General features: G+C 41.4%; 5 protein-coding genes, 2 tRNA genes and 2 rRNA genes. All 9 read left to right on the top strand.

Annotated elements, in window-relative coordinates; all coding sequences use genetic code 11:
- Positions 1-145: 145 nt before the first annotated feature.
- The 9 genes from LZ575_RS12315 (at position 146) to LZ575_RS12275 (ending at position 12,608) form a co-directional block, all read left to right on the top strand.
- Positions 146-682: a carboxypeptidase-like regulatory domain-containing protein gene (locus tag LZ575_RS12315; RefSeq protein WP_235324857.1), complete on the top strand. Its 537-nt coding sequence runs from the start codon at positions 146-148 to the stop codon at positions 680-682.
- A complete protein-coding gene (locus tag LZ575_RS12310; RefSeq protein ID WP_235330726.1) occupies positions 595-3,108 on the top strand; it encodes a SusC/RagA family TonB-linked outer membrane protein in 2,514 nt (837 codons plus the stop codon). Before LZ575_RS12315 ends, LZ575_RS12310 begins: the two co-directional genes overlap by 88 nt.
- 32 nt (positions 3,109-3,140) lie before the next feature.
- A complete protein-coding gene (locus LZ575_RS12305) occupies positions 3,141-4,046 on the top strand; it encodes a RagB/SusD family nutrient uptake outer membrane protein (protein ID WP_235324856.1) in 906 nt (301 codons plus the stop codon).
- The gene (locus LZ575_RS12300) at positions 4,033-4,614 is read left to right on the top strand and encodes a RagB/SusD family nutrient uptake outer membrane protein (protein WP_235324855.1); all 582 of its coding nucleotides are present in this window, start codon (positions 4,033-4,035) and stop codon (positions 4,612-4,614) included. The genes LZ575_RS12305 and LZ575_RS12300 overlap by 14 nt, the downstream gene beginning before the upstream one ends.
- A gap of 124 nt (positions 4,615-4,738) precedes the next feature.
- The gene (locus LZ575_RS12295) at positions 4,739-6,637 is read left to right on the top strand and encodes a putative porin (RefSeq protein ID WP_235324854.1); all 1,899 of its coding nucleotides are present in this window, start codon (positions 4,739-4,741) and stop codon (positions 6,635-6,637) included.
- Between the two features lie 818 nt (positions 6,638-7,455).
- Positions 7,456-8,973, top strand: a 16S ribosomal RNA gene (locus LZ575_RS12290).
- A 185-nt stretch (positions 8,974-9,158) separates the two neighbouring features.
- Positions 9,159-9,232, top strand: a tRNA-Ile gene (locus LZ575_RS12285).
- Positions 9,233-9,470: 238 nt separating this feature from the next.
- Positions 9,471-9,544: transfer RNA gene (locus LZ575_RS12280), tRNA-Ala, on the top strand.
- A 226-nt stretch (positions 9,545-9,770) separates the two neighbouring features.
- Positions 9,771-12,608 (top strand): 23S ribosomal RNA (locus LZ575_RS12275).
- Together the 16S and 23S rRNA genes with 2 tRNA genes alongside form the textbook arrangement of a ribosomal RNA operon.
- The last annotated feature ends 21 nt before the right edge of the window (positions 12,609-12,629 follow it).

The following is a 12,629-nucleotide window of genomic DNA, read 5'->3' as shown; positions in this document are numbered from 1 at the left end:
GAAAACTCACGCAACCCTTTCTTTTTATTTGCATCTAAGAGGCAAGCGCTGTGTTAAAGGTTTAACACTTCAAATTTCGCAAAAATATTTTTGCCGGAGAATAAATTGTGAATTTTGACGCGGGCTAATTCAAATTAACAAAATAATGAAAAAGAAATTAAGTGGAATTCTAACACTTTTGATGGTGTTAGTGGTGCAATTAACCTTTGCACAGCAAAAGACGATAACCGGAACGGTTACAGATCAACAAGGATTACCTTTACCTGGTGTAAATGTAATTGTCCAGGGTACATCTAATGGTACCCAGACAGATTTCGATGGGAACTACAGTATTTCTGTTGTAGAAGGAAGAACATTAGTTTTTTCTTATGTTGGATATGCAACGAATAATGTAGTAGTAAGAAATGTTACTACCATTAATGTTACTTTAGAGGAAGATGCAGCAGCTTTAGATGAAGTAGTTGTTGTGGGTTATGGAACACGGGACAAAACTGACGTGGTTGGTTCTGTAGTTCAGGTTTCTTCAGATGTTTTTGAAGAAAGGCCTTCTGCCAACGTTTTAGATGCTGTTCAGGGAAGAGTAGCCATTTACAAATTCTTACCTCGTCCGGAGAGCCTTCTGCAACACCTTCAATACGTTTACATGGTGCAGGTTCCCTTGGGGCAGGTTCAACGCCATTAATTGTTCTTGACGGGTTCCCTATTGATTCGGGTTCATTAGTGAGTATGAATCCAGAAGATTTTGAAGATATAACAGTTTTAAAAGATGCTTCTGCGACTGCTATCTATGGTTCACGTGCTGCCAACGGGGTAGTTTATATTACTTCTAAAAAAGGTAGGAGGGGTAAAGACCCGGTTATAAACCTTAGCTCTCAACATGGGTTTACATATCTGGCCAATAAGGATTATTTCACCAACTTTTTAAACACTCAGCAATTAACCGATTTTTGGGTAGAAACAGGGTACCGTACCCAGGAGCAGGTAAATGCAATTTTAGAAGAATATCCAAATGATACTCAGTGGTATGAATATTACTACAATGAAGGAGCTCCAACAACCCAATTGAATTTAAATGTTTCAGGAGGTGGGGAACATTCTACCTACTATATTTCCGGAGGTTATTTTACACAGGAGGGAATGGCTTACCGTTCTGGTTTTGACAGGTATACTTTAAGAAGTAATCTTACTACAGATATTAAAGATTGGATCCAGGTAGGTTTGAATCTTTCTTTAGGGTATGATGAGAGACAAACAAACCCTTATGGTAGTAATAGTACGAATAGGGGATTAGCTCTATTGGCACAACCATTTTATTCACCTATTAATCCTGAGACCGGGAGAAGGTATGAAGGTGTAATTCCAGGTTGGAACAGGTATGATCCACAGTACCTGGCTGATAACAATCCTAGTTTGGGAACGAATGTGCAGCTTAACCCATCTGGATTTATCCAATTACAACCATTCAAAGGCTTAACTCTAAGAACTCAGGCGGGTGTGGAGTTCTATGACTATACAATTTCTACACAAAGGTTACCATCTTATGTTGGTTCCTTAAATTTTGGTTCTTCCTCGGAAGAGTTTAGAAGAGGGTTAACAAAAACTATTACAAATACCATCGAATATAAATTTGATCTTGGTGTGGTTAATAATTTTTCTATTCTTGGAGGTCAGGAGTATATAGATTTTGATTATGAAAGATTTTTAGGATCATCTGCTGGTCAAAGTGACGACCGTTTAATTTTATTAGGTCAGGGACCTGAAAGTATTAGTGTGGAACAGGACAGGGCAGAGTATGTATTTACTTCCTATTTTGGACGTCTTACCTATGACTATAATAAGAAATACTATGTTGATTTCACGGCAAGACGCGATGGATCTTCACGTTTTGGTGCTGAAAACAGATATGCCGATTTCTGGGCTATTGGAGCAATGTGGAAGGCTAAGAATGAAAGTTTCTTACAGGATGTTAATTGGTTAGGTGAACTGACTTTTAGAGCTAGCCACGGTACAAGTGGTAATGCAGATATAGGTAATTACAACAGTTTAGCTTTGGTAGGCACAAACCAATACAATGGTCAAAACCGTTGGGCTTTATCTACCCCGGGTAATCCTGCCTTGTCCTGGGAAAATCAAACCAAGACAACTCTGGGAGTAAATATGAACTTATTTCAGAGGTTAAACCTGGATGTTGAATTATATAATAGAGTGACAGAGGATATGCTAATTGATGTGCCATATCCATATACTACAGGATTTGACGAAGTAACCTCAAATGTTGGCTCCCTTAAAAACAGTGGTATTGATGTGACTTTGGACTTCAATTTATTTACAAACCAGGATTTTTATGTAACACCTTATTTAAACTTTAACTATAACAGAAATGAAGTTACTGAGTTATTCCAAGATAAGGACTACTGGATTATCCCTAACACAGGAGTATCATGGGCTATTGGACAGCCAGTATCTTTCTTCTACCCGGTTTTCGCAGGTGTAGATTCAGAAACTGGTGATGCACAATGGTATGTTCCTAATGAAGATCCTGATCAAATTATAAATCCTAATTTGGATCCAAATAATGTTACAACTACTTTCAATTCCGCTAATCTTCAACAAAATACTGGAATTAAAAGATATGCGCCACTAAATGGAGGTTTTGGACTTAATGCCGGGTACAAAGGCTTCTATATGCAAGCAGCATTTACTTTTTCAGAAGGAAAGCATCTTATAAATAATGACAGGTACTTCTTTGAAAACCCGTCTGTATTTGGAGGTTTTAACCAGAGTACTGCAGTTCTGGATTATTGGAAAGAGCCAGGAGATCAAACACAATTCCCACGTTATGGTGTGCAGTTTACACAATTTGACTCGAGGTTGATTGAAGATGCTTCTTTTATAAGATTAAAAACTCTTTCTTTAGGTTATAATCTACCGAGGGAATTAGTGCAAACTGTCGGTTTAATTGATGGTTTGAAGCTTTACGTGGTTGGAAGAAACTTATTGACCTGGACTGAATATTCAGGACCAGATCCTGAGATCGATTCAAACCTAACTTTAGGAGTGAATCCAAACACAAAACAGTTTACTATGGGAGTTGATATCGCATTTTAAACAAATAAAAATAATAGAGAAATAATATAATTATGAAAACAATTAAGTTGAAATATTTTACGACTGGAATAATGTTTTTGTTGGTGCTGGCCTCGTGTAACGACTTAGATCGTTTCCCTCATGATGCTATTGAACGCTCCCAGTCCTTTCAGTCTGTACAAGATGCTTCTAACTGGAATACTGGAATGTATGGACAGTTGAGAAACAGAGTGTATGGGTTGTATATGTATTCTACAGATATTCAGGCTGATCAATTAAATGCCACATTGGATTATGGAAATAGAAATGGTGGTGTACATCGTTGGGATTTTTTAGCTGATGATTATACGATTCGTGATACCTGGCAATCTTATTATTCTGGTATTACCAGTATTAATGCTGCAATAGAAGGTTTTGAAACTATTGAAACTGAAACTGAAGAAGAAGCGGCGGAATTAAATCAGTATATCTCAGAAGCATATTTAACAAGAGCATACTATTATCATCAATTGATTCTCCGATTTTCAAAATCGTATGATCCTGCAACGGCATCATCAGATCTTGGTGTTCCATTAATGTTGGAATATGATATTGAAAACTTTGCTCCAAGAAGTTCTGTACAAGCTGTTTACGATCAAATTTTAGCAGATATTGAAACTGCAAGAGATGGATTAGCCGACGTGCCTGGAGTTCAGGGTTCTAAATATTATACAAGCGATGTTGTCACTGCTCTTGAAGCAAGAGTAAAATTCTATATGCAGGATTGGCAGGGAGCTAAAGAGGCTGCAGATGAATTAATAACATCTGGAAGATATCCGTTAATAACCAGTGAAGAAGGATTAATGGCATATTGGTATCAGGATGGGGGACAGGAAGACATTTTACAACTTTTTGTAAGTGCTCCAGATGAATTGGCAAATACTAATAGTATCTATCTTGGGTTTAATGGTGGAACTTAGTCGTTTTTCACCAGATTTTATTCCATCTGAATGGGTGGTGGAAATGTATGCTGAAGATGATGCCAGAAGAGAAGTGTATTTTGAAACTTTACCTGTAACATTAGGTGGTCTTGATTATTCAGATTTGGTTCTGGTAAACAAGTATCCAGGTAACCCTGAATTATTTACAGGAGCTAATACGAATTATCAACATGCTCCTAAAGTTTTTAGAATTGCTGAAATGTATCTAATATCTGCAGAAGCTGCTGTTAGGAGCACTGGTGATGCTGCAGCAACTTTAAATTCTTTAAGAGTTGCCAGAGGTTTAGAAGCTTTGGCGAGTGTTACTCTTGAAGATGTGAAGGAAGAGAGAACCAGAGAGCTGGCTTTTGAAGGATTTAGATTGGATGATTTAAAGAGATGGGATGAACCAATGATTCGTAAAGACCCGCAGACTCTTGATGCTATTCAAACTGGTCCCGGTTTTCACACTCTTACTAAGGAAGAAGATGCGCCTAAATTTATTTGGGGAATACCTACTCACGATATCACAATTAATAGAAATCTGGAACAAAATCCCGGATGGTAATTTTTGATTTACTCTACCAAACCGCTCTTAGGAGCGGTTTTTCTTTTTTTACAATTAATACTATTGCATACAATTCTATTTAGATTACTTTATTATTTTACTTTTGTAGGAGCGAAAATATTTCATGGGAATTTATAGACTTTTTTTTCTCCTTTTTATGCTTTCCAGTGCATCCTTTGCACAACGGCCCACGCGAGAAGGAGCCAGTGATTTGCCTGTTCAAAAGGACTCTCTTGAAAAACCACCTATTACTGCTTATAAAATTTTCACTATCAGTGGTGATACCACCTATGTAGACACTTCCCTTACCATTCAAAAAGACTATCGGTTTAATTATTTGAGAAAAGATTTTTTTGAGCTCTTACCTTTTGCCAATGTGGGACAAACGTATAACAGATTAGGTTACAATTTTAAAGATGAAGAGCTGCTACCGGAATTTGGAGCTAGAGCAAGACATTTTAATTTTATGGAAGCCAGTGACATTTTATACTATGAAGTTCCCACACCTCTAACTGAGTTATATTTTAAAACTGTTCCGGAACAGGGGCAAACTCTTGATGCCTTTTTTACAATTAGTACTTCCCCACGCCTTAACTTTTCCCTGGCCTATAAGGGGCTAAGGTCTTTGGGGAAATATCAAAATGTTCTTACCAGCACGGGAAATTTCCGTTCTACTATTAATTACAATACTCTAAATGAAAGATATTATTTAAAAGCTCATTTTGTTTCCCAGGATCTGCTTAACCAGGAAAACGGAGGATTAAACGAATTTGCCCTGGAACAATATGTTAATAAAGAACCGGAATTTGAAGACAGATCTCTCCTTGAAGTAAAGTTTGAGAATGCTGAAAATGTCCTTTTTGGTAAAAGATTTTTCCTTAACCAGGAATATATAATATTACCTGGAGAGGACACTTCTATAGCCCTGGAACATTTACTTGACTTTAGTGATAAGAAATATATTTTCAGGCAAACCTCACCTGTAGGTTTCTTTGGTGAATCTTTAAGAAATTCAGAGCTAAATGACGAATCTAAGTTGCGACACATTAGGAATATACTTGGCTTATCTTATAGAAATGCCAGTTTAGGTAGACTTGCGGTTAAAGGAGGTGCGTCTTATTACAATTATGGATACAACTCGGTGCTGGTGCTGGAAGATGATATTGTTGCCAATAGGTTGATTGGGGAGAATTATTCGGCTGGTGTAGAATATGCCAATGCTTTTGGTCCTATATCTTTGTATGGGGATGCAATGGTAAATGTAATAGGAGATTTTTCCGGACATTATTTTACAGCGGGTATAGATTACCGTCTAAATCTTCAAAATCTTCTTAATATAGAGATCAACAGCAATGAGAGAGCTCCAAATTTTAATTTTCTTCTTAATCAAAGCGATTACTTAAATTATAATTGGCAGCCCGATATGTCCAATGTAGGGACAAGGGTTTTAAGTGTTAAGCTTATTTCTCCGCAACTGGTAGATGTTGAGGGAGCGGTAACTCAGGTAAATAACTATTCTTATTTTTCCCGGAACGAAGCAGGCTTTGTAAAACCTTTTCAATATGATGGTGCTTTAAGTTATTTCAAGCTGAAGGCGCATAGAGAATTTCATTATGGCAGGTTCGCTCTGGACAACACAGTAATGTATCAGACCGTGGCTGAAGGTGGGGACGTTTTTAATGTGCCTGATTTGGTTACACGTAATTCACTTTATTACCGGGACCATTGGTTTGATAAAGCATTATATGTGCAGACTGGTTTTACTCTTAAATATTTTACCTCCTATGAAATGGATGCTTATGACCCTGTGCTTGCTGAATTTTTTGTGCAAAACGAGGTAGAATATGGAGGCTATCCCGTGGTGGATTTCTTTTTTAACGGAAAAGTTCAGCAAACCCGAATATTTTTCAAACTCGAAAATGTGAATTCTCTCCTCACTGGTAACAATAACTTTTCCGCACCTGATCATCCTTACCGTGATTTTATTGTGCGTTTTGGTTTAGTCTGGAATTTCTTTTTGTAGTAAGTAGCAGTTCCCATCCTGCCCAGGATGACATAACTTCCTTTTAAAATTATTAAAATTCATAATCAGAAGATACAAGAGTACCTGCGTTCTTCACATAAAATACATTAGTGCATTAGTGGCTAACCCCAGCCTTAAGATTGTTCCTGAATGTAATTGAACAATTCTACGCCCCCTGAAATGTTAAAGTTTTAGTTTCAAAAAGAAGACAGTCAATTGGTTAAGAATTGGGGTACAATTTTTAAAAATAAATCAGGAGATTTTATTTGTGGGAAAGAAAAAAAGGGTGTATATTTGCAGCCGCTTAGAGAGAGGGTAATGCTTCAAAAAGAGCGGGAAGTTCATTGAATACTGGAGTAGGAGTAAATGTAGGGAGAATAGTCTCTGCAGTCTCTTAAAAAAACTTTAAAAAAGTTTTTGGTGGAAAGAATTTCGGGTGTATATTTGCACCCCGCTAATTAGAAAAGGCGGTTAAGTTCTACAAAAAATTTCCTCAAAAAAACTTCAAAAAAAGTTTTGCTGTAAATTAAAAGTTGTTGTACATTTGCAGCCGATTTAAAAACGAGCGAGAGTTCTTTAAGAGTTATTGAAAAATAAGAAATCCCGGGTGGGTGAGAGAAAAAGGTTCGAGTCCTTTTATTTTTACAAAAGCCACAATGTGGCAAAGTTCATTGATATATTGAAATTGACAGCGCGTTTTAATCCTTCGGGATTAAAGCAAAGAAATTAAATTAAGACTAGAGAATTCGTTTTGAGCATTTCTTATTTAGGTAAGAGATGAAATCGACCTTAGTAATTGTAAATTTATTTAAAGATTAACGATGAAGAGTTTGATCCTGGCTCAGGATGAACGCTAGCGGCAGGCTTAACACATGCAAGTCGAGGGGCAGCACGTCTTCGGATGGTGGCGACTGACGCACGGGTGCGTAACGCGTATACAATCTACCTTGTAGAGGGGGATAGCCCGGGGAAACCCGGATTAATACCCCATAGTACTTAGAGACAGCATTGTTTTTAGGTTAAACATTTATGGCTACAAGATGAGTATGCGTCCTATTAGTTAGTTGGTAAGGTAACGGCTTACCAAGACTTCGATAGGTAGGGGTCCTGAGAGGGAGATCCCCCACACTGGTACTGAGACACGGACCAGACTCCTACGGGAGGCAGCAGTGAGGAATATTGGACAATGGGCGAGAGCCTGATCCAGCCATGCCGCGTGCAGGAAGACGGCCCTATGGGTTGTAAACTGCTTTTATACGGGAAGAAACACTCCTTCGTGAAGGAGCTTGACGGTACCGTAAGAATAAGGATCGGCTAACTCCGTGCCAGCAGCCGCGGTAATACGGAGGATCCAAGCGTTATCCGGAATCATTGGGTTTAAAGGGTCCGTAGGCGGGATAATAAGTCAGTGGTGAAAGTCTGCAGCTCAACTGTAGAATTGCCATTGATACTGTTATTCTTGAGTGTTTATGAAGTGGTTAGAATATGTAGTGTAGCGGTGAAATGCATAGATATTACATAGAATACCGATTGCGAAGGCAGATCACTAATAAAATACTGACGCTGATGGACGAAAGCGTAGGTAGCGAACAGGATTAGATACCCTGGTAGTCTACGCCGTAAACGATGGTTACTAGCTGTTTGGTCTTCGGACTGAGTGGCTAAGCGAAAGTGATAAGTAACCCACCTGGGGAGTACGTTCGCAAGAATGAAACTCAAAGGAATTGACGGGGGCCCGCACAAGCGGTGGAGCATGTGGTTTAATTCGATGATACGCGAGGAACCTTACCAGGGCTTAAATGTAGTCTGACAGGGGTGGAAACACCTCCTTCTTCGGACAGATTACAAGGTGCTGCATGGTTGTCGTCAGCTCGTGCCGTGAGGTGTCAGGTTAAGTCCTATAACGAGCGCAACCCCTGTTGTTAGTTGCCAGCGAGTAATGTCGGGAACTCTAACAAGACTGCAGGTGCAAACCGTGAGGAAGGTGGGGATGACGTCAAATCATCACGGCCCTTACGTCCTGGGCCACACACGTGCTACAATGGTAGGGACAGAGAGCAGCCACTTTGCAAAGAGGAGCGAATCTATAAACCCTATCTCAGTTCGGATCGGAGTCTGCAACTCGACTCCGTGAAGCTGGAATCGCTAGTAATCGCATATCAGCCATGATGCGGTGAATACGTTCCCGGGCCTTGTACACACCGCCCGTCAAGCCATGGAAGCTGGGGGTACCTGAAGTCGGTCACCGCAAGGAGCCGCCTAGGGTAAAACTAGTAACTGGGGCTAAGTCGTAACAAGGTAGCCGTACCGGAAGGTGCGGCTGGAACACCTCCTTTCTAGAGCTTTTGCTTATTAAAGAGCAAAGCGCAATTATCAAAGGTTCTCAAAGAGGAACTCTTTGGTCTTAATTTAGCTGTCGATTTTAATTTATAATTTAAAGAGAAACAAGAAGTAAGAAACAAGAAGTAAGACTTTTGTCTTGACTCTTGGCTCTTGAGTCTTGTCTCTTAAAAAAAGAAGCAGTCTCATAGCTCAGCTGGTTAGAGCGCTACACTGATAATGTAGAGGTCGGCAGTTCGAGTCTGCCTGAGACTACAAGTCGAAGCAGACGAGAAGTTTATCCTGAGTAAGGCACGGTAGTGCCGCATCGAAGGGAGTCTGCCTGAGACTACTACCGCCCAGGGGCGGAGTTTAAAGTTAAAGGTTTAAAGTTCAAAGTTGAACTGGAGACATAAGTTCATTACAATTATTGAAAGGAAATTTTAGAAGTTGGGATGCCTATCCTTTTTGGAATTTGGAATTTTAGTTTTTTTTGGAATTTCATTTTTGATTTGGGGGATTAGCTCAGCTGGCTAGAGCGCCTGCCTTGCACGCAGGAGGTCATCGGTTCGACTCCGATATTCTCCACTTGTTGATTGTATAGTGTATACTGTATAATGTATATTGAAAGATTACATTATACAATTTACAAGCTACATTATACAATTAGAAATGTTCATTGACATATTGGGAAATAAAGAATACGAGAAAAATCGAATTTGTATTTATACAAGTAGATAGAATAATAGAATAAATCGTTTTTATAAACATGCTGCACGGCTGTTTATAGAGACAAGAGCATATTAGGTAAAAGCACATAAGCTAAATAAGGGCGTATGGGGAATGCCTAGGCTCTCAGAGGCGATGAAGGACGTGATAAGCTGCGAAAAGCTGCGGGGACTGGCACATACAGTTTGATCCGCAGATATCCGAATGGGGCAACCCACTATATTGAAGATATAGTATGCCGAAAGGCAGGCGAACCCGGGGAACTGAAACATCTAAGTACCCGGAGGAGAAGAAAACAAAAGTGATTGCGCAAGTAGTGGCGAGCGAACGCGCATTAGCCCAAACCACGTAGCTTACGGGCTGCGTGGGGTTGTAGGACCACGATATTGGTTGTGTTATGAATTAGAACACTTTGGAAAGAGTGACCATAGAGGGTGATAGTCCCGTATAGGTAAAGATCATAAACCATAGTGGTATCCTGAGTAGTGCGGGGCACGAGAAACCCTGTATGAATTTGGCGGGACCATCCGCTAAGGCTAAATACTCCTGAGAGACCGATAGTGAACCAGTACCGTGAGGGAAAGGTGAAAAGAACCGTGAATAACGGAGTGAAATAGATCCTGAAACCATACGCTTACAAGCGGTCGGAGCCTTTAGGGGTGACGGCGTGCCTTTTGCATAATGAGCCTACGAGTTAACGTTGCCAGCAAGGTTAAGCATTTAAGATGTGGAGCCGTAGCGAAAGCGAGTCTTAATAGGGCGTTTTAGTTGGTAGTGTTAGACGCGAAACCGTGTGATCTACCCTTGGGCAGGTTGAAGCTGTGGTAACACATAGTGGAGGACCGAACCCGTTGACGTTGAAAAGTCTTGGGATGACCTGAGGGTAGGGGTGAAAGGCCAATCAAACTCGGAAATAGCTCGTACTCCCCGAAATGCATTTAGGTGCAGCGATTTAATAGTTTTATAGAGGTAGAGCTACTGATTGGATGCGGGGGCTTCACCGCCTACCAATTCCTGACAAACTCCGAATGCTATAAAATGTTTTAGATCAGTGAGGGCATGGGTGCTAAGGTCCATGTCCGAGAGGGAAAGAACCCAGACCATCAGCTAAGGTCCCCAAATGTATATTAAGTTGAAAAAACGCGGTTGAACTGCCCAGACAGCTAGGATGTTGGCTTGGAAGCAGCCATTCATTTAAAGAGTGCGTAACAGCTCACTAGTCGAGCGGTTCGGCATGGATAATAATCGGGCATAAATATACTACCGAAGCTATGGATTTCATATTTAGATATGGAGTGGTAGGGGAGCATTGTAACAGGGTTGAAGGTAAGCTTTGAGGCTTGCTGGACTGGTTACAAAAGAAAATGTAGGCATAAGTAACGATAATGCGGGCGAGAAACCCGCACACCGAAAGACTAAGGTTTCCTCAGCTATGCTAATCAGCTGAGGGTTAGTCGGGACCTAAGGCGACCCCGAATGGGTTAGTCGATGGACAACAGATTAATATTTCTGTACCTGCCCCACGTTAAAAGTGACGGAGGCGAAAAGTTGGTGCGCACTGACGGAATAGTGCGTTGAAGCCAGTGGTAACACGGCGATAGTACACAAAGGCTTCGGCTGGCGTGATAATCCAGCGGATCGACTTCCAAGAAAAGCGAGTGGTGGCAGCCCGTACCGCAAACCGACACAGGTAGTTGGGATGAGAATTCTAAGGTGCTCGAGAGATTCATGGCTAAGGAACTAGGCAAAATAGACCCGTAACTTCGGGAGAAGGGTCGCCCACAGCAATGTGGGCCGCAGTGAAGAGGTCCAGGCGACTGTTTATCAAAAACACAGGGCTCTGCTAAATCGAAAGATGATGTATAGGGCCTGACACCTGCCCGGTGCTGGAAGGTTAAGAGGAGATGTTAGCATTCGTGCGAAGCATTGAATTGAAGCCCCAGTAAACGGCGGCCGTAACTATAACGGTCCTAAGGTAGCGAAATTCCTTGTCGGGTAAGTTCCGACCTGCACGAATGGTGCAACGATCTGGACACTGTCTCAGCCATGAGCTCGGTGAAATTGTAGTATCGGTGAAGATGCCGATTACCCGCTGTGGGACGAAAAGACCCCGTGCACCTTTACTATAGCTTAGTATTGACTTTGGACAAGTGATGTGTAGGATAGGTGGGAGACTTTGAAGCGGCGTCGCCAGGCGTCGTGGAGTCATTGTTGAAATACCACCCTTTACTTGTTTGAAGCCTAACCCCGCAACACGGGGGACAATGCTTGGTGGGTAGTTTGACTGGGGTGGTCGCCTCCAAAAGAGTAACGGAGGCTTCTAAAGGTTCCCTCAGCACGCTTGGTAACCGTGCGTAGAGTGCAATGGCAAAAGGGAGCTTGACTGAGAGACATACAGGTCGATCAGGTACGAAAGTAGAGCATAGTGATCCGGTGGTTCCGCATGGAAGGGCCATCGCTCAAAGGATAAAAGGTACGCCGGGGATAACAGGCTGATCTCCCCCAAGAGCTCACATCGACGGGGGGGTTTGGCACCTCGATGTCGGCTCGTCACATCCTGGGGCTGGAGAAGGTCCCAAGGGTTGGGCTGTTCGCCCATTAAAGTGGCACGCGAGCTGGGTTCAGAACGTCGTGAGACAGTTCGGTCTCTATCTACAGTGGGCGTTAGAAATTTGAGTGGATCTGACTCTAGTACGAGAGGACCGAGTTGGACTAACCTCTGGTGCACCAGTTGTTCCGCCAGGAGCATTGCTGGGTAGCTACGTTGGGAAGGGATAAGCGCTGAAAGCATATAAGCGCGAAACCCACCACAAGATGAGATTTCTTTAAAGGATCGTGGAAGACTACCACGTTGATAGGCCATAGGTGTAAAGGCAGTAATGTCATAGCCGAGTGGTACTAATAATCCGTAAAGCTTAGTGCACCCGTCCCGGTAGCAATACCG

Origin of the sequence: Antarcticibacterium sp. 1MA-6-2 (genome assembly GCF_021535135.1) — a bacterium.
GTDB lineage: Bacteria > Bacteroidota > Bacteroidia > Flavobacteriales > Flavobacteriaceae > Gillisia.
The sequence above is the reverse complement of the archived record's forward strand: the minus strand, read 5'-3'. Positions and strand labels throughout refer to the sequence as shown.

Bases quoted from the DNA above. Each gene is read 5' to 3' on its own strand.
- LZ575_RS12305 (WP_235324856.1), top strand. From the start codon at position 3,141: ATGAAAACAATTAAGTTGAAATATTTTACGACTGGAATAATGTTTTTG.
- LZ575_RS12295 (WP_235324854.1), top strand. From the start codon at position 4,739: ATGGGAATTTATAGACTTTTTTTTCTCCTTTTTATGCTTTCCAGTGCA.
- LZ575_RS12300 (WP_235324855.1), top strand. From the start codon at position 4,033: ATGGTGGAACTTAGTCGTTTTTCACCAGATTTTATTCCATCTGAATGG.
- LZ575_RS12315 (WP_235324857.1), top strand. From the start codon at position 146: ATGAAAAAGAAATTAAGTGGAATTCTAACACTTTTGATGGTGTTAGTG.